The 23,296-nt window shown below is 70.6% G+C and carries 26 protein-coding genes; 7 read left to right on the top strand and 19 right to left on the bottom strand.

What is annotated here, in order from left to right:
• Positions 1-70: 70 nt before the first annotated feature.
• The 7 genes from carA to ACWDU1_RS09985 form a co-directional block, all read right to left on the bottom strand.
• On the bottom strand, positions 71-1,192 hold the full coding sequence (gene carA, locus ACWDU1_RS10015) for a glutamine-hydrolyzing carbamoyl-phosphate synthase small subunit (protein WP_449997290.1): 1,122 nt from the start codon (positions 1,190-1,192) through the stop codon (positions 71-73).
• Positions 1,189-1,686, bottom strand: a complete 498-nt coding sequence (locus tag ACWDU1_RS10010; protein WP_449997288.1) for a PH-like domain-containing protein — start codon at positions 1,684-1,686, stop codon at positions 1,189-1,191. The genes carA and ACWDU1_RS10010 overlap by 4 nt, the downstream gene beginning before the upstream one ends.
• Positions 1,686-3,020 (bottom strand): dihydroorotase, encoded by a 1,335-nt coding sequence (locus tag ACWDU1_RS10005; RefSeq protein WP_449997287.1) that lies wholly within the window; start codon positions 3,018-3,020, stop codon positions 1,686-1,688. Before ACWDU1_RS10005 ends, ACWDU1_RS10010 begins: the two co-directional genes overlap by 1 nt.
• A 71-nt stretch (positions 3,021-3,091) precedes the next feature.
• Positions 3,092-4,048: an aspartate carbamoyltransferase catalytic subunit gene (locus tag ACWDU1_RS10000; RefSeq protein WP_449997286.1), complete on the bottom strand. Its 957-nt coding sequence runs from the start codon at positions 4,046-4,048 to the stop codon at positions 3,092-3,094.
• A complete protein-coding gene (gene pyrR, locus ACWDU1_RS09995; RefSeq protein ID WP_449997284.1) occupies positions 4,045-4,689 on the bottom strand; it encodes a bifunctional pyr operon transcriptional regulator/uracil phosphoribosyltransferase PyrR in 645 nt (214 codons plus the stop codon). Before pyrR ends, ACWDU1_RS10000 begins: the two co-directional genes overlap by 4 nt.
• Before the next feature lie 216 nt (positions 4,690-4,905).
• Positions 4,906-5,694, bottom strand: a complete 789-nt coding sequence (locus ACWDU1_RS09990; RefSeq protein WP_449997283.1) for an SDR family oxidoreductase — start codon at positions 5,692-5,694, stop codon at positions 4,906-4,908.
• Positions 5,695-5,779: 85 nt separating this feature from the next.
• The gene (locus ACWDU1_RS09985) at positions 5,780-6,973 is read right to left on the bottom strand and encodes a hypothetical protein (RefSeq protein ID WP_449997281.1); all 1,194 of its coding nucleotides are present in this window, start codon (positions 6,971-6,973) and stop codon (positions 5,780-5,782) included.
• A 143-nt stretch (positions 6,974-7,116) separates the two neighbouring features.
• Here ACWDU1_RS09985 and ACWDU1_RS09980 point away from each other — a divergent pair, with 143 nt between their 5' ends.
• Positions 7,117-7,992 (top strand): LysR family transcriptional regulator, encoded by an 876-nt coding sequence (locus ACWDU1_RS09980; RefSeq protein WP_449997279.1) that lies wholly within the window; start codon positions 7,117-7,119, stop codon positions 7,990-7,992.
• A 19-nt stretch (positions 7,993-8,011) separates the two neighbouring features.
• Here the strand turns inward: ACWDU1_RS09980 and ACWDU1_RS09975 are convergent, their stop codons facing one another.
• Positions 8,012-8,854, bottom strand: a complete 843-nt coding sequence (locus ACWDU1_RS09975) for an SAM-dependent methyltransferase (RefSeq protein ID WP_449997278.1) — start codon at positions 8,852-8,854, stop codon at positions 8,012-8,014.
• A gap of 184 nt (positions 8,855-9,038) precedes the next feature.
• On the opposite strand from ACWDU1_RS09975, the gene ACWDU1_RS09970 reads away from it, so the two are divergent.
• Positions 9,039-9,659: an alpha-ketoglutarate-dependent dioxygenase AlkB gene (locus ACWDU1_RS09970; protein ID WP_449997276.1), complete on the top strand. Its 621-nt coding sequence runs from the start codon at positions 9,039-9,041 to the stop codon at positions 9,657-9,659.
• 6 nt (positions 9,660-9,665) lie between these two features.
• On the opposite strand, the gene ACWDU1_RS09965 is transcribed toward ACWDU1_RS09970, so the two are convergent.
• A complete protein-coding gene (locus ACWDU1_RS09965) occupies positions 9,666-10,232 on the bottom strand; it encodes a TetR/AcrR family transcriptional regulator (protein ID WP_449997274.1) in 567 nt (188 codons plus the stop codon).
• Between the two features lie 82 nt (positions 10,233-10,314).
• On the opposite strand from ACWDU1_RS09965, the gene ACWDU1_RS09960 reads away from it, so the two are divergent.
• Complete coding sequence (locus tag ACWDU1_RS09960) at positions 10,315-11,274, top strand: quinone oxidoreductase family protein (RefSeq protein WP_449997272.1); 960 nt, start codon at positions 10,315-10,317, stop codon at positions 11,272-11,274.
• A gap of 12 nt (positions 11,275-11,286) precedes the next feature.
• Here ACWDU1_RS09960 and ACWDU1_RS09955 read toward each other — a convergent pair whose 3' ends face one another.
• The 5 genes from ACWDU1_RS09955 to ACWDU1_RS09935 all read right to left on the bottom strand — a co-directional run bounded on the left by ACWDU1_RS09955 (position 11,287) and on the right by ACWDU1_RS09935 (position 14,431).
• On the bottom strand, positions 11,287-11,820 hold the full coding sequence (locus ACWDU1_RS09955) for a DUF4334 domain-containing protein (RefSeq protein WP_449997271.1): 534 nt from the start codon (positions 11,818-11,820) through the stop codon (positions 11,287-11,289).
• Positions 11,821-11,924: 104 nt separating this feature from the next.
• Complete coding sequence (locus ACWDU1_RS09950; RefSeq protein WP_449997269.1) at positions 11,925-12,182, bottom strand: YciI family protein; 258 nt, start codon at positions 12,180-12,182, stop codon at positions 11,925-11,927.
• A 1-nt stretch (position 12,183) separates the two neighbouring features.
• Positions 12,184-12,693, bottom strand: a complete 510-nt coding sequence (gene nusB, locus ACWDU1_RS09945; RefSeq protein ID WP_449997267.1) for a transcription antitermination factor NusB — start codon at positions 12,691-12,693, stop codon at positions 12,184-12,186.
• Position 12,694: 1 nt separating this feature from the next.
• Positions 12,695-13,258, bottom strand: coding sequence for an elongation factor P (efp, locus tag ACWDU1_RS09940; protein ID WP_449997265.1), 564 nt, complete (start codon positions 13,256-13,258; stop codon positions 12,695-12,697).
• Positions 13,259-13,294: 36 nt separating this feature from the next.
• Complete coding sequence (locus ACWDU1_RS09935; RefSeq protein WP_449997263.1) at positions 13,295-14,431, bottom strand: M24 family metallopeptidase; 1,137 nt, start codon at positions 14,429-14,431, stop codon at positions 13,295-13,297.
• Positions 14,432-14,591: 160 nt separating this feature from the next.
• Between ACWDU1_RS09935 and ACWDU1_RS09930 the strand changes: the two genes are divergently transcribed.
• The 4 genes from ACWDU1_RS09930 to aroB all read left to right on the top strand — a co-directional run bounded on the left by ACWDU1_RS09930 (position 14,592) and on the right by aroB (position 18,354).
• Positions 14,592-15,080: a prepilin peptidase gene (locus ACWDU1_RS09930; RefSeq protein WP_449997261.1), complete on the top strand. Its 489-nt coding sequence runs from the start codon at positions 14,592-14,594 to the stop codon at positions 15,078-15,080.
• A gap of 96 nt (positions 15,081-15,176) precedes the next feature.
• Positions 15,177-16,397, top strand: coding sequence for a chorismate synthase (gene aroC, locus ACWDU1_RS09925; protein WP_449997291.1), 1,221 nt, complete (start codon positions 15,177-15,179; stop codon positions 16,395-16,397).
• The gene (locus ACWDU1_RS09920) at positions 16,397-17,242 is read left to right on the top strand and encodes a shikimate kinase (RefSeq protein WP_449997259.1); all 846 of its coding nucleotides are present in this window, start codon (positions 16,397-16,399) and stop codon (positions 17,240-17,242) included. The genes aroC and ACWDU1_RS09920 overlap by 1 nt, the downstream gene beginning before the upstream one ends.
• Positions 17,239-18,354, top strand: a complete 1,116-nt coding sequence (gene aroB, locus ACWDU1_RS09915) for a 3-dehydroquinate synthase (protein WP_449997257.1) — start codon at positions 17,239-17,241, stop codon at positions 18,352-18,354. Before ACWDU1_RS09920 ends, aroB begins: the two co-directional genes overlap by 4 nt.
• A 45-nt stretch (positions 18,355-18,399) precedes the next feature.
• Here the strand turns inward: aroB and ACWDU1_RS09910 are convergent, their stop codons facing one another.
• The 5 genes from ACWDU1_RS09910 to ACWDU1_RS09890 all read right to left on the bottom strand — a co-directional run.
• Positions 18,400-18,870, bottom strand: coding sequence for a B-4DMT family transporter (locus ACWDU1_RS09910; RefSeq protein ID WP_449997255.1), 471 nt, complete (start codon positions 18,868-18,870; stop codon positions 18,400-18,402).
• Positions 18,871-18,940: 70 nt separating this feature from the next.
• Complete coding sequence (locus ACWDU1_RS09905) at positions 18,941-19,771, bottom strand: shikimate dehydrogenase (protein WP_449997253.1); 831 nt, start codon at positions 19,769-19,771, stop codon at positions 18,941-18,943.
• The gene (locus ACWDU1_RS09900; protein WP_449997251.1) at positions 19,761-21,251 is read right to left on the bottom strand and encodes an endolytic transglycosylase MltG; all 1,491 of its coding nucleotides are present in this window, start codon (positions 21,249-21,251) and stop codon (positions 19,761-19,763) included. Before ACWDU1_RS09900 ends, ACWDU1_RS09905 begins: the two co-directional genes overlap by 11 nt.
• Complete coding sequence (ruvX, locus tag ACWDU1_RS09895; protein WP_449997249.1) at positions 21,248-21,895, bottom strand: Holliday junction resolvase RuvX; 648 nt, start codon at positions 21,893-21,895, stop codon at positions 21,248-21,250. The genes ACWDU1_RS09900 and ruvX overlap by 4 nt, the downstream gene beginning before the upstream one ends.
• Positions 21,895-23,296 (bottom strand): alanine--tRNA ligase-related protein (locus ACWDU1_RS09890; RefSeq protein WP_449997247.1); only part of this gene is annotated, 1,402 nt, incomplete at its 5' end. The genes ruvX and ACWDU1_RS09890, both read right to left, overlap by 1 nt.

Here is a 23,296-nt window from a genome sequence, read left to right as displayed (position 1 = left end):
CACGCCTGACCGATGACGATCGGACCCGAACCGATGACCAGGATATGTTCGAGGTCGGTACGGCGTGGCATCAGGCTCCCTTCATCAGACCGGCGAACCGGTCGAACAAGTACGCGGCGTCATGGGGCCCGGCAGCCGCTTCCGGGTGGTATTGCACGGAGAAGGCGCGGCCGTCGACGAGGCGCACCCCCTCCACGACACCGTCGTTGGCGCAGACATGGCTGACCTCGGCCTTGCCGAACGGGGTGTCGAACTGCTCGCCGCGCTCACCTTCCAGCGCGAACCCGTGGTTCTGCGCGGTGATGGAGATACGGCCGGTTTCGTGCTCGACCACCGGGATGTTGATGCCCCGGTGCCCGAACTTCATCTTGTAGGTACCGCGGCCCAGCGCCCGGCCCAGGATCTGGTTGCCGAAGCAGATGCCGAACAGCGGCAGGCCCTTGTCCAGCAGGCCCTGCGTCAGCGCGACCGCGCCGTCCGCGGTGGCCGGGTCGCCGGGGCCGTTGGACAGGAACGCGCCGTCGGGTTTCAGTTCCAGGATCTGGTCCAGGCTCGCCGACGAGGGCACCACGTGCACCCGCATACCGCGCTCGGCGAACATCCGCGGGGTATTGGATTTGATACCGAGATCGACCGCGACGACGGTGAACCGGGGGGTACCCGCGGGTTCGATCGTGTAGACCTGCTCGGTACTCACCTCACCGGCCAGATCCGCACCCAGCATGGACTGCTGGCCGGTCACCCGCCCGACCAGCTCCTCGATTCCGGCGAGCGCCGGACCGGAGAAGATACCGGCCTTCATCGACCCGCGGCTGCGCAGATGCCGCACCACCGCGCGGGTGTCGATACCGGCGATGCCGACGATGTCCTGCTGCTCCAGGGCTCCCGGCAGCGTGCCGGTGGCGCGCCAGTTCGAGGCGCGGCGCGCGGGATCGCGCACCGCGTACCCGGCGACCCAGATCCGCTGCGATTCGTCGTCCTCGTCGTTCCAGCCGGTGTTACCGATCTGCGGGGCCGTGGCCACCACGATCTGGCGGTGGTAGCTCGGATCGGTGAGGGTTTCCTGGTAGCCGGTCATGGCGGTGCAGAACACCGCTTCGCCCAGGGTCTGGCCCACGGCACCGTAGGAGGTGCCCCGGAACACCCGTCCGTCCTCGAGGACCAGGGCCGCGGCCGTCGTCGTACTCGTCATTGTTCGTCGTCTCCCGTCGTTGCCCGCGCCCAGGCCGGATACACCGTCTTGTCGTCGCCCCGGAATCCGGTGTCGATCTCGGTCCCGGTGGGCAGTGTCCAGCGGATCACCAGCACCCCGCCTTCGGTCATCACCTTGCCCGCGTGCCCGCGTTCGGTCCGGATCGCGGTCACGGATTCCTGCGGGATCCAGATCGCCGTGGCGCCCTGGCGTGCCAGCAGGATCCCTTTCTCGTAGCGGCTCAGCTCCGCGGTGGCGCGGTAGCCGAGATCACCCACCGCAATGCGGTCCTGCCAGCTCGGCGCCATGGTGCTGCCGAGGTAGAGGCCCGTGGTCGGTTCCAGGATCCGTGCGCCCGGGTCCTGCGGGACCGGCGGCAGTTCGCCGATCCGCTCGGCCTGCCGGGCCGCGCGGTTACGCCAGCCCCGGTACATCAGATACATCGCCAGCAGCCACAGCGCGACGCAGAGCAGCACCCACAGTGTGCGTTCCATCAGCGCTCTCCCGCTCCGGCCCCGGCCGCCGCGGCGACCACACCGTCGCGGGCGGTGATCCGCCCGCGCAGCAGCGTGGCCGTCACCCGGCCGGGTAGCGCCATCGTCTCGAAAGGGGTGTTGTTCGCGATACTGGCCAGCTCCGCGCCGGCGACCGTCCAGGTGGCGTCGGGGTCGACGAGGACCAGGTTGGCGGGTTCACCCACCGCGATCGGGCGGCCCTGATCGTCGAGGCCGACGATTTCGGCGGGGCGTTCGCTCATCACCCGGGCCACTCCGCGCCAGTCCAGCAGACCGGACCGCACCATGGTCTCCACGATGATCGACAGGGCGGTCTGCAACCCGAGCATTCCCGGACGCGCCGCCGCGAACTCGCAGCATTTGTCCTGTTCGGCATGCGGCGCGTGATCGGTCGCGACACAGTCGACGATGCCCTCGGCCAGCGCCCGTCGCAGAGCCTCGGTATCGGAGAGTTCGCGCAGCGGCGGATTGACCTTGTTCACCGCGTCGTAGGTTTCGAGCCGGGCGTCGGTGAGCAGCAGATGATGCGGGGTCACCTCGGCGGTGATCGCGATGCCCTGCTCTTTCGCCCATTTCACCAGTTCCACGGTGCCCGCGGTGGAGGCGTGACAGATATGCACCCGCGCACCGGCGTCGCGCGCCAGCAGCGCGTCGCGGGCGACGATGGATTCCTCGGCGGCCCGCGGCCAGCCCGCCAGACCCAGCCGGGCCGCGGTCGGGCCCTCGTGCGCGACCGCGCCCCGGGTCAGCCGGGGCTCCTCCGCGTGCTGGGCGATGAGCACACCGAGCGACCGGGCGTATTCGAGCGCGCGCCGCATGATCAGCGGATCGTGCACGCAGTGACCGTCGTCGGAGAACATCCGCACCGCGCCCGCACCGGCGGCCATGGTGCCCATCTCGGCAAGCTGCTTACCGTCGAGCCCCACCGTGACCGCGCCGACCGGATACACATCGACCAGTCCGACCTCCTGCCCGCGCCGCCACACATGGTCGGTGACGACCTGGGTATCGGCGACCGGGGAGGTGTTGGCCATGGCGAAGACCGCCGTGTATCCGCCCAGCGCCGCGGCGGCCGAACCGGATTCGATGGTCTCGGTGTCCTCGCGGCCGGGTTCGCGCAGATGGGTGTGCAGATCCACGAAACCGGGCAGCAGCACCTGCCCCGCGCCGTCGACGATCTCCGCGTCCTCGGCCGACAGACCGGTACCTATCTCCCGGATCACACCGCCCGAGATCAGGACGTCGACGGGCTCGCCGTCGCCGTACACACGCGCCCCGGTGATCAGCACCGCCTCCGGGCCCGACCCGCTCACGCTGTGTTGTCCGGGCGTGCGCGGGGGCCCTGCGGGGTTACGCTCCGCTCCCGCCTCCGGGCCTGACCCGCTCACGCCACGGCCTCCTGCACACCGATCAGCAGACGGAAAAGCACCGCCATCCGCATATGGACTCCATTCGTCACCTGTTGCAGCACCGCGGCGCGCGGCGAATCGGCCACCGACGACGCGATTTCCATACCGCGCAGCATCGGCCCGGGATGCAGCACCACCGCGTGCTCGTCGAGCAGCGCCAGCCGGCGCTCGGACAGGCCGTAGCGGATCGAGTACTCGCGCGCCGACGGGAAGAACCCGCCGTTCATCCGTTCCGCCTGCACCCGCAGCATGAGCACGGCGTCGGCGCCGGGCAGTTCGGAATCCAGATCCGTGGACACTCGTACCGGCCAGCCCTCGACACCCACCGGGAGCAGGGTGCGCGGCGCCACCAGCACCACTTCCGCGCCCAGGGTGGAGAGCAGGAAGGCGTTGGATCGCGCGACCCGGCTGTGCAGGATATCGCCGACGATCACCACCCGCCGTCCGGCGATATCGCCGAGCCGCTGCCGCAGGGTCAACGCGTCCAGCAGCGCCTGGGTGGGGTGTTGGTGGGTGCCGTCACCGGCGTTGATCACCGCGGGCACAGCACTGCCCGAGCGGCGCGACCAGTCCTCGAACCAGCGGGTGATCTGATGGGCCGCGCCGGACGCCGGATGCCGCACGATGAGCGCGTCGGCGCCGGCGGCGTGCAGGGTCAGGGCGGTATCGCGCAGCGATTCCCCCTTGGACACCGAGGAACTGCTCGCGCTGACGTTGATCACATCGGCGCTCATCCACTTACCCGCGACCTCGAACGAGACCCGGGTGCGGGTGGAGTTCTCGAAGAACACGGTCATCACCGTGCGTCCACGAAGCGTGGGTAGTTTGTGCACCTCACGGCCGAGCAGTGCCTGTTCGAAGCGTTCGGCCTCGTCGAGCAATTCGGTGGCGGTATCGCGATCCAGATCGGTCACCGTCAGCAGATGTCTCACTGTCCCTCCCCCTGATGCAGGAACACACCGTCGCGGCCGTCGTGCTCGGTGAGCAGCACCGACACATCCTCGGTCCGCGCGGTGGGCACGTTCTTACCCACGAAATCGGCCCGGATCGGCAGTTCGCGATGCCCGCGGTCGACGAGTACGGCGAGCTGGACGGCGCGGGGCCTGCCCAGATCGCGCAGCCCGTCCAGAGCGGACCGGACCGTCCGCCCGGAGAACAGCACATCGTCGACCAGGACGACGAGCGCGTCCTCGATCCCGCCCTCGGGCACCGAGGTGCGCTCCAGCGGGCGATGCGGTTTGCTGCGCAGGTCGTCGCGGTAGAGCGTGATATCCAGCGATCCCAGCGCCGGGCGCACCCCGGAGAACTCCTCGATCTTGTCGGTGAGCCGGGTCGCGAGTGTGGTGCCGCGGGTCGGGATACCGATCAGCACCACCCGGGGAGCGGCGGAATCGCCCGAATCGAGGGCGGTGCGTTCGATGATCTGATGCGCGATGCGCGCGATGGTCCGGCCGACATCGGAGGGAGACAACAGCTCCCGCCCCGCCGCCACCCATTCCGGCGTATGCCGCTGCGGGGGTGACGTCGATTCGGCAGCGCCGGACGTGGCGGCCCGTTCTTCGGGCACAGCCATGCCGACCTCCTTCCCCGCCTCACAGGACGGTCCGTTAAAGGATGTCTTACGCGGAGCAGCCTATCAGCCGCTCGGCAGCGTCTTTCACCAGGTGAGAACCCGCCCCCGCGGTGTGAGCCGGGCCACGGGCGGGCACGGTCGGCGGGGGCGTGAGCGCGCTTACGCCGGACCGGTATGCGGCCCGGCCGATGCCGCCGCGGCGGCGCCGCGCCCCGATCAGCGCCAGTGCCGGTCGCCCACCGCCGCCGCTTCCCCACCGCCGTCGGCGAACAGGATCTGACCGGTCACGAACCGGTTGTCCGCGCTCGCCAGCCAGCAGATCGTCTCGGCGATCCACTCCGGGCGCCCGGGAAACCCGCCGAACGGCTGGGGTGCGGCGGCCTCCACGGTGGCGCGGGTCTGCTCGTCGGCGAAGATCCAGGACGCGGCGGGCGTATCGACCACGCCGGGCGCGACCGCGTTGAGCGCGATGCCCGCGCCGGCCCATTCCGGGGCCGGGGCGTTGCGGCGCACCCAGCGGTTCAACGCGCGTTTGGCGGCACCGTAGCCACCGGTCGCGCCCGCGCGGGCGGGGTCGGCGGCGAGTAGCGCGACCGCTCCGGGTTCGTCGTCGTCGAGGCACGCCTGGATCAACCGGTCGTCGGCCGGCGCCAGCGACGAGGTCGACGACACCGCGACCGCGCGCGGCGCCGGGCTGCGCGCCAGCAGCGGGCGCAAACCGCGCAGGGTGGCGACGGCGCCGAAGTAGTTGGTTTCCAGCAGTCCGGTCCGGCCGCCGCCCGCGATGGCCAGGACGGCGTCGACGGGCGTCCCGGCGGCCGTTACGGCGTCCACCAGGGTCCGGCGGCCGTCGGCAGTGGCCAGATCGGCCCGGATATCGGCCTCGTCGAGATCGCATCCGATCACCGTCGCCCCGCGTTCGCGCAGCAGCGCGGCGGTGGCGGCACCGATCCCCGATGCCGAACCGGTCACGATGTAGGTCCGCCCCGCCACACCCGAAACCACCGTGATCGCTCCTCACCGTTATCGGCGAAACCGCCTCGCCCGCACCACACTCCGGATGGACGAAACACCACCCGCGGCCCGATGATCACGGTACCCGCCGGCCCGGCAGCCGGAAGAGCACGAGCGCCAGCCCGCCCACCGCAGCCGACATTCCGAGAAAGGCACCCGCGTATCCGGCGCTGCCGATGAACCAGCCGAGTGCGACGGCCCCGGCGCCCAGACCACCGTCGTAGGCGATATTCCAGATCGTGCTCGCGGTCCCGCTGCGATCGCGGCCCAGACTTTCGAGCGTGAGCACGAACGAATCGTTCTGGCAGGCACCGAATCCCGCGCCCAGCAACGCCGCGCCCACGATCGTCGCCCCCGGCAGCGGTCCGAGGGATGCGCCGAGGCAACCCAGCCCCGCCCCGCAGCAGAGCACCGCGAACGGCAACAATCGTCCGGCGCCGTACCGATCTCCGACCGCGCCGGCCGCCAGCCGCGCGCAGACCAGTCCCACCGAGGCCGCGAGGAGGGCCCAGAAGGCGGTTCCGGGATCCGCTACCGCGATCGGGAGGAAGGTGGTGGCCGCCCCGAACGACGCCGCCGTCGCGAGGAACAGCACGATCGGGGCCCCGATTCCCGCGGCATCCGCCATCGAGGTGAACCGGAACCGACCGCGCCGCCCGGCCGGCAGCCACAGGGCCAGCAGCGCACCCGCCAGGCAGGCCGCCGTGGCACCCCAGAACACGATCTCGAAACCCCAGGTGCGGGCGGCCCATACGCCGCCGGCGAGGGCGGCGAGGTTGGGCAGTGCGGCCGCGACCCCGTACCGGGACGCCGCCGAGGCCAGCCGGCCCTCGGCCGCGAGATCGGCGACCAGGGTCGCTCCCGCGGTCACCACCAGTGCGAAACCCACACCGCGCAGCACCGTGATCACCGCGATCGGCGCCAGATCCGCGGACAGCAGGTACAGGGGCGTCGGCGCACCGAGCAATACCGCGCCGGCGACCACCATCATGCGCAGCCCGGCGATCTCGAAGAGCCACGGCACCGCCAGCTGTGTCGCCACGGTGGCCGCCATCATGATCCCGGTCGTCGCCCCCACCGCCACACTGCCGGCACCACCGGAGGCCGCCCACAGCGGTACCACCGGCAACAGCGCCGCGTAATCGACGAAGGCCAGGAAGGTCACGGCCAGCAGCACGGAGAAACCGCGCGACGATACCGGCCCGCCCGGCGGCCGCGCCGCGACCCGTGTGCGGAATATCCCACCGCCGCCGCCGATATCCGTGGTCATCGCCCGGTCTCCTTCCGTCGGTCTCCACCCACCTTCACCGCCGCGAGGTATTCTGTCCAACAATGAGTTTCTATCCGGGTCATCACGAAACTCGATAGCCCCGCCCGACAGCCGCCCGAGCGCGCCGACCACGGACCGGATCGATGGACACCAGAATTCTGCGCAGCTTCCTGGCGGTCGCGCGTTCCGGGAGTTTCACCGCGGCGGCGGCCGATCTCGGTTACACCCAATCCACGATCACCGGGCATATCCATCGGCTCGAAGAGCAACTCGGCCGCCGCCTGCTCGACCGGTTGCCGTCGGGCGCCGTGGTGACCGATACCGGCGCCCGGCTCATCGATCACGCCGAGGATATTCTCGACGCCGAGGACCGCCTCCACGACGCGGCCCGCGGCAGCGACCGCCCGACCGGAACGGTGCGGATCGTCGCCCCCGAATCACTGTGCACCTACCGGTTACCCGCGGTGATCGGCGCACTGCGCACCGAGGAACCCGGTATCCAGATCTGGGTCGGGCCGGCCGGTCTGGGCGAAGCGGTCGAGGCGGTCCACCGCGGGACCGCCGAACTCGGCCTCATCATGGAACCCCGGGCTCCCGTCACCGAACTCGGCACGGAACGGATCGGCGCCGAACCGCTTCTGCTCCTCGATCATCCGGACCGGGCCGGTACGCCGGCGACCTGGGAGGATCTGGCCGTGCGGGACGCCCTCCTCATCGAAGAGGGCTGCGGTTACAGCGACGATGTGGCGGCGCGGCTGGCCGCCACCGGCGCCCGCCCGGGCCGGCGGTCCCGGTTCGGCAGTGTCGAGGCCATCAAACGATGTGTGGCCAGCGGCCTGGGCTGGACCGCGCTGCCCGCGATCACCGTGGAATCCGAGATACGCACCGGCGGCCTGGGCGTGGTGCGCGGTCCCGCGCTCGACTCCTGCGAGATCCGCGTACTGACCCACCCGCGCCGTCTGCACACCCCGGCGACCCGCGCCGTCCTCACCCGGCTGCGCGCCCACTGGACATCCTGATCGGACGGGGAACTCCCGCTCATTCGCGGACGGCGAGCACCGTTCCCATCCCCGGAACATCACCCATACCCGAGCGGCCGTACGGCGCGACGAGATCGTTCCAGGCGCGGAACTCGGTTCGCCAGCCGTGCTCGGCGAACCAGGACTCCGCATCCGGGCCCAGCCCGTTGACCGGTCGCGTGGCAGCACTGTCGGCGGTCACCAGTTCCCGCAGCGCCTGATACTTCGGCGCCGCGGAATCGACCTCGAAGCGGCCGATACCGAACCGGCTGCCGGGCGCCGACAGGCCGGTGATCGTCACCGCCACCGCGTGCGCGTCCTTTCTCGGCAGATAACCGAGAACACCCTCGTCGACCCACAGCGTGGGCACCTCGGGCCGGAACCCCCGCCCCGCCAGTACGGCCGCCCAGTCGTCGCGCAGATCGGCCGCGACGACCCGGCGCACACAATCGGGCCGCGCGGCGTTCGCGGCCAGCACCGGTTCCTTGAACTCGAACAGTTCGGGAAGATCCACTTCGAAGAACACGGTCCCGGCGGGCAGACCGAGCCGGAAAACCCGGGTGTCCAGACCCGCGCCGAGCAGCACGATCTGCCCGCAGCCCCGCGCCACGGCCTCGGTCACACTGTCGTCCACCACCCGGACCGTCAGCGAACGGCCTTCGAAGAATTGGTCGGCCAGCGCTTCCAGACGAGACCATCGGTCCGCGTCGAACCCGGTCCGGGCCGCCGCGACGAACGCCGCCGCCAGCGGATCGTCGTAGAGCCGGTCCGGCCGGCGACTCTCCCGTTCCCGGATGAGGGCCACCCCGATCGCGGTCATGGCCACTCCGGCCGTCGGCACCTGCACGGATGGTTCGGTCATGGTTCTCCCCTGCCAGGACTCCGCCGACCGGGCGGCGGCCGGTATCACCCGAGACGTTAGCCCCGGCGCGCGGCCGCGGCGGGCGATCCGGCGAGATCCGCCATTGAGGCCCCTGCGTCCGGTGCACCGCCGCACACCACGGCCGATGGGAACGTATGTTCGAATCGTGCGCTAGTGTGGGCGCATGGCACTGCAGGGATCGCTGTTCGACGGGTTCGGCGCGCCGGAACTCACCCCGCTCGCCGATATCCGCCGGACCCCTCTCACGGCCGGCGCGTGGGTCGACCTGCGCCCGGGCTGGCTGCTCGGCGCCGACGACCTGTTCGACCGGCTGGCCGCGACGGTGCCCTGGCAGGCCGAACGGCGCCCCATGTACGACCGGGTCGTCGACGTTCCACGACTGCTCCGCTTCTACGCCGAATCCGATCCGCTGCCCGATCCCGTCCTGACACAGGCGCGCGAATCGCTCAGCGAGCACTACGGCCCGGAATTGGGCGAACCGTTCCGCACGGCCGGACTCTGCTACTACCGCGACGGCCGCGACAGCGTCGCCTGGCACGGCGACACCATCGGCCGCGGCGGCACCCACGACACCATGGTCGCCATCCTCACCCTGGGCGCGCCGCGACCGCTGCTGCTCCGCCCGCGTACCGGCGGGCCGAGCCTGCGTTTCCACCCGGGGCACGGCGACCTGTTCGTCATGGGCGGCTCCTGCCAGCGCACCTGGGAACACGCGGTACCCAAGACCCGGCGGGCGACCGGGCCGCGGATCAGCATCCAGTTCCGCCCCCGCAACGTGCGCTGAGGCGGGTTACGGTGCGCGCAGTACCGCGCGCACCTGCTGCGCGACCGCCGCCAGCAGCCGATCGGCCGATCCCGCGCGGACCATATCGGGCACGGTCTGCCCGGCCAGTCCGTCCAGCAGCAACCGGCCGACCGTTTCCGCGTCGAGGTCGGGACGGGCCTCGCTCAACAGCGCGGTGATGTGGTCCCGCCAGAACAGATGGAACTCCGCGGTGCGCGGATGCGGCGGGACCGACCGGTAGACCTCCATCAGCGCGAGATTGTCGATCACCAGCCGCGCCATGGCGTCGAAGAAGGCCGGCAGCCGGTCGGCGGCCGGGGCGCCGGGCCCCAGGGGCGGCGGACCGTCGGTGACCGCCGCCATCAGGTCGACCGCGCTTTCGGCCACCATCTCGTGCAGGAGCCCCGCCCGATTTCCGAAGCGGTGGAAGATCGTGCCCTTCCCGACGCCGGCCGCCGCGGCGACCCGATCCATGGTGACGGCCTCGGGACCGTGTTCGGCGAGCAACGCCGCGGTGGCATCGAGGATGACGCGCCGGTTGCGTGCGGCGTCCGCACGTTCTCTGGGAGCCATCACACCACTTTCGTTGACAACTTGACCGTCGGTCCATATCTTCGACAGCTAAGTGGACCAACAGTCAATTTATGGAGACCTGATGCGGGCAATCGTAATGACAGGCACGGGCGGACCCGAGGTACTGGTACCCCGGGAGATGCCGGCGCCGCACCCCGGCCCCGGCGAAGTTCTGATCAGAGCCGAGGCGATCCCCGTCCTGTACCCCGAGACCCGGTTGCGGGCCGGCGACTTCCCGATGGCCTCCCCGCCACCGGTGGTGTTCGGCTTCCAGGTGGCCGGCGAAGTGATCGGCGTGGGCGAGGGCGCCGGCCGCGAATATCTGGGGCAACGCGTGGTGGCCGATACCGGCGGAACCGGTTCCTACGCCGAATTCGCATGCGCGAGCGCCGAATCCGCGACGCCGATACCGGAAGGTGTCTCGACCGCCGACGCGGCCGCGGCACTGATGAGCGGCTCGGTCGCGCTGGCCCTGCTGGAAACCGCGGGACTCACCGGGAGCGAGACGGTCCTGGTCGAGGCGGGCGCGACCGGAGTCGGCAGTTATCTCCTCCAGCTGGCCCGGGAGTTCGGCGCGGCGCGGGTGATCGCCACCGCGGGCGGTCCCGACAAGGCCCGGCGCGCGAAAGAACTCGGCGCCGATACGGTGATCGACCACCTCCCGCCGCAATGGCCCGAGGACCTGGGCACCGGACCGGACGACACCGTCGATATCGTCTTCGACTCCCTGGGCGGCCCCTCGGCAACCGCGCTGCTCGATGCCATGACGCCCGGATCCGGACGGATGCTCAGCTACGGCTGGCTCTCCGGTGCACCCGCCCGGGTCTCGGCGGCAGACCTGATCCCGCGCGGACTCACGCTGACCGGATGTTCCGGACCGGCCTTCCACGCGCGGGTGCACCGTGCCCGCCCCGCCGTACTCGAACGGGTTCCGGCGCTGGCTCCCCCGGTGGAGACGATCCTGCCGCTCGACCGCGCGGCGGACGCGCATCGCCTGGTGGAATCCCGGGCTCCGCTGGGCCGGATCGTCCTGCGGCCGTGAACGGCGCCGCGATCAGCGCTTCAGCACGAAGAAATACGGTTCGGCCAATCCCCGCATATCCATGACACCCAGCAGGGTGCCGGCGTCGAGGCGGCGGAAGTGGTCGATGATCGGCAGATGGTCGTAGACCATCGCGGCACTCACCACCCCGCGATATTCGATATCCCGCAGCCGCGCGGTGGCCTTGCGAGTGCGCAGCAGCGGTGCCAGGGCGCGCAGGTTGTTGCGGACCGGCCGTAACCAGTGCGCCGGGATCCGTCCCGCCAGCGCCAGCGGGACCCGGCGCGGATCCACGGCGAACACGGTGCCGCGCTCGTCGGTGAACAGCAGCGGATGCACCTGGTCGGGGGCGTCGAACTGTTTGCCGTACCAGCCGGATTCGGAGAGTGAACCGTCCATCGGATGCCCGGTGGGCAGTTCTTCGCCGCGCCAGCGGCCGGTGGTCACCTCGTCCACGCGCGCGGCCGGCAGCCGGTCGAAGATCTCCCAGGCCTCGGCGGCGGTGCACCCGCCTTCGGGCAGGGTGACGTCCGCGTTCTCGGTCATTGTCCGCGCTCCTCGCGATCAAGGGGATGGTGCGATGGTTACCCTATCGTCCTCTCGAGACGGTCCCGGGCGCACGGGAACGCGGAACCGGAGTCCGGCACCGGTCAGCCGGTGATCTCCCATTCGTGGACCGTGATCCGCGACGAGCCGGTGGTGTGCAGTGGATCGGTGTACACCACCGCCTCGGCGGCCTGCCGCGAATCCGCGAGCACGAGATACGCGCCGCCGCTGCCGTCGGTGAACGGCCCGGATTCCTGCAACATGCCGTCGGCCCGCAGTTCGGCGAGGAACCGGCGGTGCGGTTCGGCGACCGCCGGATCGTAGGCCGGTGTACGCATGGCCAGCACCAGGTACTTGCGCACCTCAGTCCTCCGGATCGGATTCGGCACGTCCGGCGGCGGCCGCGGCAGCGCGGATCTGCGGTGCCACCAGGACGACCTGCCCCAGCACCCCGTTCACGAACCCGGGGGAATCGTCGGTGGACAGCTCCTTGGCCAGCTCCACCGCCTCGTCCACCGCGACGATCGGCGGGACATCCGGGGCGTACAGCAGCTCCCACACCGCTACCCGCAGGATCGCGCGATCCACCGCGGGCAGCCGGCCCAGCGTCCAATCCTGCAGGTAGGACTCGATGGTGCCGTCGACCCGGTCGAGGTCCTCGGCGATCCCGTCGACCAGGGTGCGCGTATAGGCGTGCACGGGGGCCACCGCCTGATCGCGCCCGGCGAGTTCGATCCGCTCGTCGGCCAGGTCCGCGGGATCGATATCGCGGGCCTCGGCCTCGAACAGCAGATCAACCGCGCGGCGCCGGGCCTTGTGGCGGGCGCCGAGTTTCTTGTACGCGGATTTCTTGTCCGCGGGCCGGTCCGTCACGTCAGGAGTTGACGCGGCCCAGGTAGCTGCCGTCGCGGGTGTCGATGCGGAGTTTGTCGCCGGTGTTGATGAACAGCGGGACCTGCACCTCCGCCCCGGTCTCGACGGTCGCCGGCTTGGTGCCGCCGGTGGAGCGGTCGCCCTGCAGGCCGATATCGGTGTGGGTGACCTCGAGCTCGACCGAGACCGGAAGCTCCACGTACAGCGGCGCACCTTCGTGGGTGGCGACCTGCACCGTCATGTTCTCCAGCAGGAACCGGGCCTGTTCGCCGATGGTGCCCTCCTCGATGGAGAGCTGATCGAACGTCTGACCGTCCATGAAGACGTAATCGGAACCGTCGTGGTACAGGTAGGTCATATCCCGGCGATCGACCGTGGCGGTCTCCACCTTGACACCGGCGTTGAAGGTCTTGTCGACGGTCTTGCCGGACAGCACGTTCTTCAGCTTGGTCCGCACGAAGGCAGGACCCTTGCCCGGCTTCACGTGCTGGAACTCGATGATCTGCTGGAGATTACCGTCGATCTTCAGCACGAGGCCGTTCTTGAAGTCGCTGGTGTCCGCCACTGTCTTCGGGTCTCCTCGGTTCTCGGTCGACCGGCGTCATCCGACGACGGTCAGGTCTTTGCTGGTATTGGTGAGCAGGTCGGGGCCCCCTTCGCGCACCACGAGCGTGTCCTCGATCCGGACTCCGCCGCGGCCGGGAAAGTACACACCTGGTTCGACGGTCACCGCCACGCCAGACTGGAGTGTACCCGTGCCCGTTTTGGCGATTCCGGGCGCTTCGTGGATGCGCAGCCCCACGCCGTGGCCCAGGCCGTGCACGAACAGCGGCCCATGACCGGCGGCCGCGATGACCTCCCGCGCCGCGGCGTCCACATCGGCGCACGGAATACCGGGCCGTAGCGCCTCCCGGCCGGCGCGCTGGGCGGCGTACACGAGTTCGTAGACCTCGCGCTGCCATTGCGCGGGGGCGCCGAGAACGAAGGTCCGGGTCATATCGGAGTGGTAGCCGTCCACGACGGCGCCGAAATCCATCTTCACGAAATCACCCGTGGCCAGCACCGCCTCGGTGGGACGGTGATGCGGGATCGCGGAGTTCGCCCCCGTGGCCACGATCGTCTCGAACGCGATACCCGCCGCACCGCGCTCGAACATGGCCCATTCCAGATCCCGGGCGACCTGGCGCTCGGTGCGCCCGGGGCGCAGTGCCCCGTTCTCCAGCAGGGCGGCCAACGCCTCGTCGCCGACCGTGCAGGCGGCGCGCAGCCGCTGGACCTCGTATTCGTCCTTGACCATCCGCAACTGCTCCACCAGGCCCGGGGTGGCGACGAACTCCAGCCCGGTCGCCAGCTCGAGCAGGGCCCGATGCTGATCGACGGTGACGATATGGCTTTCGAAGCCGAGCCGCCCGAACTTCCATTCGCCCGCGAGTTCGGCCACCCGCCGGGTGACCGCGCGCGCGATCTCGGCCCGCAGATCGGGCACCTGCGCGGCCACCTGGGTGTCGTAACGGCCGTCGGTGGCGATCACCGTGCGTTCCTCGGCGCCGGGGGTGTCCCAGGAGTGCACCAGCAGCGCGGCGTTGGAGCCGGTGAAACCGGTGAGGTAGCGGATATTCACCAGATCGGTCACCAGCAGGCCGTCGATCTCGTTCTCCACCAGCAGGTTGCGCAGCAACCCGCGGCGGACGGCGTAATCGGGCCGGACCAGCGGGCCACGGCCGGCATCAGCAGACATGGATCAAAGTTACCGCCGAAGGACGGGCACGACACAAGGCCGTATACGCCCAGCCGGTTCGGAACGCCGGATATTCACATCTCGGCACCGACCCCGCAGTTGTCCACATCCGGCGACGACGGCCCCCCGGCAGGACGCGACTCCGGCGATCGTGAACCTCATGGCCGAGTTCGGATTCCTCCTCGTACTGCTGTGGTGTGCCGCGCTGAGCGCCGCCGATCTCCGCACCCGGCGGCTGCCGAACCTGCTCACCCTGCCGGGCGCCGCCGCCGTACTCGGCTATGCCGCCGCGACCGGGCAGTTCGGCACGGCGATCCGGGGCGCGGCCCTGCTGGCGGTGCCGTATCTCCTGGTCCACCTGCTGCGACCGGCGGCGCTGGGCGCCGGTGATGTGAAACTGGCGCTGGGGCTGGGCGCGGTGGCGGCCCTCGGCGGCACCCACTCCTGGGTGTGGTCGGCGGTAGTCGCGCCGCTGTGCACGGCCGCGGCCGGTGCCGGACTGCTCGTGGCCCGCTGCACCGGATCCGCGACGCCGCCACCGGGTCCCGGGATCCCCGCGCGCCCCCGCGCACCGGATCATCGCGCCGGCACCGTGCCACACGGGCCGTCCATGTGTATCGCGACACTTATCGGGCTGGTTCTGTGGTGATCACCTGGCAATCCCGGTCACCACCGCCCGCCCGGGCCGCCGAACTCCGCCGACCGCGTGCCCCGGTCGTCGCGCCGACATGGGAAGATGGTCGGCGTGCTGCGCTGGATAACTGCTGGAGAATCCCACGGACCCGCTCTCGTCGCCATCCTCGAGGGGATGGTCGCCGGTGTCGAGGTGACCTCGGAGGAGATTTCCGCGCAACTGGCGCGCCGGCGGCTCGGATACGGCCGTGGCGCCCGGATGAAGTTCGAGGCCGACAAGGTCACCGTGATCGGTGGGGTACGGCACGGCCGCACCATGGGCGGGCCGGTCGCCATCGAGGTCGCCAATTCGGAATGGCCGAAGTGGACCACCGTCATGTCCGCCGACCCGGTCGACGAGGCCGAACTCGCCGACCTGGCCCGCAACGCACCGCTGACCCGGCCGCGTCCCGGCCACGCCGACTATTCGGGGATGCTCAAGTACGGCTTCGACGACGCCCGGCCGGTGCTGGAACGCGCCAGCGCCCGCGAAACCGCAGCCCGGGTGGCAGCGGGCACCGTCGCCCGGGCCTTCCTGCGTCAGGCGGTCGGCGTGGAGGTCCTCTCCCATGTCGTCTCCATCGGCACCGCCGCGAACACCACCGGGGTGGTGCCCGCGGCCGGTGATCTGGACGCCATCGACACCAGCCCGGTCCGCGCCTTCGATTCGGCGGCCGAGGCCGCGATGATCGCCGAGATCGAGGCGGCGAAGAAGGACGGCGACACCCTCGGCGGAGTAGTCGAGGTCGTCGTATCGGGACTGCCGATCGGGCTGGGGTCGTTCACCAGCGGGGAGAACCGGCTCGATTCCAAGCTGGCCGCGGCGCTGATGGGCATCCAGGCGATCAAGGGCGTCGAGGTCGGCGACGGATTCGAGACCGCGCGCCGGCGCGGCAGTCTGGCGCACGACGAGATGCGGCCGGGGCCCGACGGCGTACTGCGATCCACCAACCGCGCGGGCGGCCTGGAAGGCGGTATGACCAACGGCGAGGCCCTGCGGGTCCGGGCCGCCATGAAACCGATCTCCACCGTGCCGCGGGCACTGGCCACCGTCGATATGACCACCGGCGAGGAAGCGGTGGCCATCCACCAGCGCTCCGATGTGTGCGCGGTACCCGCCGCGGGCGTGGTGGCGGAATCCATGGTCGCGCTGGTGGTGGCCCAGGCCGTGCTGGAGAAGTTCGGCGGCGATTCCCTCGCCGAGACGGTGAGCAACCTGGACGGTTACCGGAAGCGGATCAGTGGGCGCCCGCACCTGAACGCGGGCGATCCGGTCGCCGCCGACCCGGCGTAATGACCGCGCAGACCGATCCGCACGCCACACCGGTCGTGCTGATCGGACCGCCCGGGGCGGGCAAGACCACGATCGGGCGGAAGCTGGCCCGCGAACTCGGCGTCGACCTGTACGACACCGATGCCGGGATCGAGGAGGCCGCCGGGCGGACCATTCCGGAGATCTTCGCCGCCGACGGCGAACCCGGATTCCGCCGGATCGAAGAAGAGGTCGTGGGCCGGGCGCTGCGGACCGAACGCGGTGTGGTGTCACTGGGCGGCGGCGCCGTCCTGTCCGAGCGCACCCGGGCGCTTCTCCGCGATCGCACCGTGGTCTACCTGGAGATAAGCCTCGCCGAAGGGTTGCGCCGCACCGGCGCGAGCAACCACCGCCCACTGCTGGGCGGCGCCGATCCCGGTGCCAAGTATCGCGAGCTGATGCGGATCCGGCGGCCGCTGTACCGGGAGGTCGCCACCGTCCGGGTGCGGACCGACGGCCGCAGTCCGGGCCGGGTGGTTCGCTCGATCCTGGGCAAACTTTCCCTGGAATCGGTACGGGTCACCACGGATCCGGTCACCACCGAAACCGCCCCGAACCCGCAGCGCACCGGCCGGTCCCGGGCCCGCCGCCGGGCCCGCGCCCGGGCGCGGCGTTCGACCGCCCAGCAGCGCGCGGCAACCGGCACCACCGAAGCCGCCAGCACCGGCACCCCGGCAGCCACGGAAAACCCGGCCGGATCCGAGACCGGCGCCGAAATGCGTACCCCGGGCCGTTCGCGCCGGGCGCGGGCCCGCCGGGCCCGGGCCCGGCGGCAGCAACGCGAACAGGCCGAGCAGACAGAGACAGGATCGGAGCAGCACACGTGACAGAACCGACGCGTATCGAGGTCCGGACCGCACAGCCCTATCCGGTGATCATCGGCCGCGGTCTGCTCGGTGACCTCGTGGACGTGGTCACCGGTGCCGGCGGCGTCCGCACCGTCGCGCTCTTCCACCAGCCGTCGCTGGTGGAGACCGCCGAGGTGGTCCGCAGCACCCTGGCCGAGGCCGGGCTCGACGCCCACCGCGTCGAGATTCCCGACGCCGAGGCGGGTAAGGAACTGGCGGTCGCCGGGTTCTGCTGGGAGGTGCTGGGCCGGATCGGCCTCACCCGCAGCGATGTGGTCGTGAGCCTGGGTGGCGGCGCGGCGACCGATCTGGCCGGGTTCGTCGCCGCGACCTGGATGCGCGGGGTGAAGATCGTGCATGTACCGACCACCCTGCTGGCCATGGTGGACGCGGCGGTGGGTGGTAAGACCGGGATCAATACCGAGGCCGGTAAGAACCTGGTGGGCTGCTTCCACGAACCGGCGGCCGTACTGGTGGATCTGGTGACCCTGGAAACCGTGCCGCGCAACGAGATCGTCGCCGGGATGGCGGAGATCATCAAGGCCGGTTTCATCGCCGACCCGGTGATCCTCGAGCTGGTGGAACGCGATCCGCGGGCGGCCCTCGATCCCACCGGTGACGTTCTGCCCGAGCTGATCCGCCGGGCGATCGCGGTCAAGGCGGAAGTGGTCGCCGCCGACCTGAAGGAATCGGCACTGCGCGAGATCCTGAACTACGGCCACACCCTCGGCCATGCCATCGAACGCCGGGAGCGTTACCGCTGGCGTCACGGCGCGGCGGTGTCGGTGGGGCTCGTATTCGCCGCCGAATTGGGCCGGCTGGCCGGGCGTCTCGACGACGCCACCGCCGATCGGCATCGCAGCATCCTGGAAAGTGTCGGGCTGCCCACCACCTACGATCCCGACGCACTCCCCCAGTTGCTGGAGAGCATGCAAACCGATAAGAAGACGCGATCCGGCGTGCTCCGGTTCGTGGTGCTCGACGGACTGGCCAAACCGGGCCGCCTCGAAGGCCCCGATCCGGCCCTGCTCGCCGCCGCGTACTCCGCGGTGGCGGGCGCCGGATCCGTCGGCGGCGCCGTACTGCTCTGATCTCCGCGCCGGCGCGGCCCCGATCGGGGTCGCGCCGCGGCCGGATCAGGCCGCCGAGCCCGCCGGAATCACGTCGGTATTCGCGGGCCGGCGCTGTTGCTTCTTGGCCAGCCGGCGGCCCACACCGACCCCGATCAACGCGGGAACGAAGATCAGCAGCACGATGAACGCCGAGGCCGCGGTCGCCTCGAAGAGCAGCCCGGCGTCACCGAGATCGACGCCCGGGACGAAGTCCAGGACCCAGGACACCAGGCCGCAGAAGATACCGCCGGCCACTCCGGCCTGCAGCCATCGAATGGTCAGGTCGGCGCCGTGTTCGGGGTTCGCGTAGAGGCGGCGGTCGGCACGGCCGTCGTGCAGGCCCCAGGCCACGGCCGCCCCGATCAGGATCACCAGGCACAGCAGCCGAAGCCATACACCGTAGGTGGGGATGAAGCCCATCGCGAACCCGAGCAGTACTCGCAACACGACGGCCAGGCCTCCGAGCGCCAATGCCCGCAACAACCACGCAGTCATGCAGATCACCATAACGCCCCGCGGCCCGAGCTAGAACCCGTTGCAGAATATCGCCGGCTCCGGCAGCCCGTCAGCGCAACGCGGCAGCCATCTCCGCACGCGGCGCGGACCGGCCGGTGAACTGTTCGACCTGCCCGTATGCCTGTTCGAGCAGCATCTGCAGGCCGGACACCACGGTATGTCCCGCCGCGGCCACGGCCTGCGCCAGCGGGGTGGGCCAGGGATTGTAGAGCGCGTCGAGTACCACCGGCGCGTGCGCGACCGATCCGGCCACCGCGGCCGCGGCCTGATACGGCACGGTACTCACGACCGCCCCCGCCGCGGCGCATCGCCGCGGCAGATCGGGGGAATCGAAGCCGATCACGTCGGCGTCCGCGCCCAGCTGCTCGGCCAGCATCCGGGCCCCGGCCGCGCGCCCGGCATCCCGCGCCACGACGGTGATCTCCCGGGCGCCCAGACCGGTCAGCGCCAGCAGGGCGGGCCGGGCGGTACCACCGGCCCCGAGGACCACCGCCCGCGACAGCCGCGTCACCCCACCGCCGCGCAACGCGCCGAGCACACCGTCCACATCCGTACAGTCCGCGCGCCAGCCGGTCGCGGTCCGGACCAGCGTATTGGCGGACCCGACCAGTACGGCCCGTTCGGTGCGCTCGTCCGCGTACGCCAGTGCGGCCTCCTTGCCGGGCATGGTCACCGAGAGACCGACCCATTCCGGGCCCATCTCGTTCACCAGGCCCGGCAGCCGCTCGGCGGTGCATTCGATGCGCTCGTAGGTCCAGTCCAGCCCGAGCGCGCGGTAGGCGGCCAGATGCAGCAGCGGCGATTTCGAATGGGCGATAGGACTGCCCAGCACCGCCGCGCGGCGCGGTCCCGGAGCGGCCGTCGCCGGATCAGCGGCCACTGTCGAGGATCCCGCTCTCCATGGCCAGGTCGATGTTCTGCAGATGCTCGCTGTAGCTCTGGGTGAACAACGTGGTGCCCTCTTTGTCGACGGTGACGAAGTAGAGCCAGTTACCGGGCTCGGGCGTCTCCATCGCCTCCATCGCCGCCAGCGACGGCGACGAGATCGGCGTCGCGGGCAGTCCGGCCATCGCGTAGGTGTTCCACGGGGTGGTCTGGGCGCGATCGGCGTCGGTGGTGGCGACCTCGGTCTTGTCCAGCGCGTAGTTGACCGTCGAATCGAATTGCAGCGGCTGGCCCACCTCGAGCCGGTTCACGATCACCCGGGCGACCTTGCTCATATCCTGCGGCAGGGCCTCCCGTTCGACCAGGGAGGCGCCGATCAGGGTCTGGTACGGACTGAGACCGTTGGTTTTGCCGGATTCGAGCAACCCGGTGGCCTCGTAGCTGCGGGCACTGTCGGTCACCAGCTGGCGCAGGATATCCGCGGCGGAACCGCTCGGATCGAAATCGAGGCTGCCTGCGGCGATCAGTCCTTCGAGCTGGCGGCGCCGATCCGGAACCTGCCGGACCGCCTCCACCGCCCATTCGGGCACACCGAGCGCGGCCAGGTCGGGATTGGCCCCCGCTTCCTCGAGTTGCTGGTAGGTGACACAACGGCGTTCGGGCTCGGCGCCCACACAGCTGGCGGCCGCGATCTTGGTGTAGATCCCCTCCTTGCGGGCGCCGGTGTTCACATCGTGCTGATCGTGCAGCTGCCGGCCCTCGGAGATCACCACATTGCCGACCCGCGATCCGGGCGATACCAGCGCCGCGACCGCGTCGGCGGCCGGGCTGCGTTCGGGAACCGCGTAGTAGCCGGGTTGGACCGCGTTCATCCCCTCGCTCTGCACGGCTGCCTCGTAGAACGCGGCGGAACTGGCGACGACACCCGCGTCCGCCATCGTCTCGGCGATCTCGGTGGCGGTATCACCGGACTGCACCTGCACCACCACCGGCGCACCACCGGGGCCCGCGAAATCCTCGGCCGGGGTATAGCGATTGACCAGTTTGTAGACACCGGCACCGAGAACCAGGACCACCAGCACCGCTGCGGCCACCCAGATCATCCGGCGCCGGCCGCCCTCCTGTTTCTTGGCCGCCCGGCGGGCGGCGGCCCGTCCCCCGCGCGGCGCGGTACGCGGGCGGGGCCGGGCCCGGCGGTGGCTGCGTGGCGCGGGTTCGGGCTCGTCGAGTTCGTCGTAGTCGTCGTCGAATTCCTCGTCGTCGAACTCCTCGTCGACGTAGCGCGGGATGACGGCGGTGTCGTCGTCCTCGTACGGGTCCCAGCCGGTATCCGGCTCCGCGAGCCCGTCCGGCTCGGCGGCGACCGGCGCCGGCGCCCGGCGCGATTGCGCCCAGGCCCGATCGTCACGGCGGTACTTCCGCTCGGCCTCACGCTCCCGGAATCGTGCCTCCGCCTGCGCCCATCGATCCGTCATTCATCGTCTCCGGACAACGCGGCCCGTGCCGCGTCCTCGGCCGACCTCATCATCGAACTCCGTTCGTCCAACCAGCTCTGCAGGATCGATACGGCGGCCGCCTGGTCGATCACCTGCCGCTGTCCGCGCGCTCGAACACCGCTGTCCCGCAGAGCGCGTGCAGCAGACACCGTAGTCAAACGTTCGTCGGAAAGACGGATCGGCACTTCGGGCAGCGCGTCGCGCAACCTTCCGGCGAACTCCGCCGCCATCGCCGCCGAGGTGCCCTTCTCGCCGCGCAGGGTCCGCGGCAGGCCGACGACGACCTCCACGACCTCGTATTCGTCCGCCAGAGCCGCGATCCGCGTGATATCCGTACCCGCCGCGGAAGCGGGCCCGGCGGGTTTGCCACCGTCACGCCCGGACGTGGATCCCGGCACCGCCGGACCGGCCGGGCCATTACCGCCCCGGGCGCCGCGCCGCGACCGGCCGGCCCGGTCGTCACGCGGCACGGTTTCCACCGGGGTGGCCAGGATCCCGTCCGGATCGCTCACCGCCACACCGATGCGGACGCTGCCCACATCGATACCGAGCCGCCGGCCCCGGCCGGGATCGCGGCGGGGATCGGGCCGGTCGACCGAGGGTCCGCCGCCGGACGCCGCCATCAGCCGGCGTGCGCGCCGATATGGCCGCGGACCGCCGCCAGACCCGCCTCGATACCCGACGGATCCGCACCGGCGCCCTGGGCCATCTCCGGCTTACCGCCACCGCGGCCCGAGATACTCGGACCGAAGACGCCGACGAGTTCGCCGGCGGCGAAGCCCTTCTCCTGGGCCGGTTTGTTCACTGTCACCACGAAAGGCACCTTGCCCTCGTTATTTCCGAGCAACACCACGACGGCGGGAGTGCTGCCGAGCCGGCCCCGGATATCGGTGGCCAGCGTCCGCAGATCTCCGGCCGTCACACCCTCCGGCGCGGCCGCCGCGACCAGCAGCACCTCGCCGAGCCGTTCCGCGGCATCGGCGTAGGCGCCTGCCGAGGACAGCACCGCGGCGACCTTGGTCCGTTCGATTTCCTTCTCGGCCACCTTGAGCCGGTCCACCAATTGCTCGACACGTCCCGGCACCTCGTCCGAGGGCACCTTCAGCATGGACGCGACACCGGCGAGCAACGCGCGCTCCTTGGCCAGGTGCCGGTAGGAGTCCAGCCCCACGAACGCCTCCACGCGCCGCACCCCCGATCCGACCGAGGATTCGCCCAGCAGCGTGATCGGCCCGATCTGCGAGGAATGGCCCACATGGGTGCCGCCGCACAGTTCCATGGAGAAGGGCCCGCCCATCTCCACCACGCGCACCCGGTCGCCGTAGTTCTCGCCGAACAGGGCCAGCGCGCCCATCTCACGGGCCTTCGGCAGATCCGTGACGAAGGTGTTCACCGGGTAGTCGGCGCCCACACCGTCGTTGGAGATCGCTTCGATATCGGCCTTCTGCTGCTCGCTGAGCTGCCCCTGCCAGTTGAAGTCGAAGCGCAGATACCCGGGCTTGTTCATCGAACCGGCCTGCACCGCGTTGGGCCCGAGGACCTGACGCAGCGCGGCGTGCACCATATGGGTCCCGGAATGGCCCTGGGTGGCGCCCCGCCGCCAGGCGGGATCCACCTGGGCCAGCACCACATCGCCCTCGGTGATCTGCCCCTGGTCCACCGTGCACCGGTGCACCCAGAGCTTCTTGGCGATCTTCTGCACGTCGTTGACGGTCAGTTTGGTCCCCACCGCCGTAATGCTGCCACGATCGGCGATCTGGCCGCCGGATTCGGCGTACAGGGGGCTGCGGTCCAGGATGACCTCGATATCGGTACCGGCGACCGCGGTCGGTACCCGGACACCGTCGGCGATCAACGCCAGCACCTGCGCCTCGGAGGTGAGCTCGTCGAACCCGGTGAATTCGGTATCGCCGCGGTCGACCAGTTCCTTGTACACCGACAGGTCGGCGTGGGCATGCTTACGCGCGTGCGCGTCCTCCTTGGCGCGGCGGCGCTGCTCGGCCATCAGCGACCGGAAACCCGAT

It is taken from the genome of Nocardia sp. NPDC003345 (genome assembly GCF_053589395.1).
The sequence above is the reverse complement of the archived record's forward strand: the minus strand, read 5'-3'. Positions and strand labels throughout refer to the sequence as shown.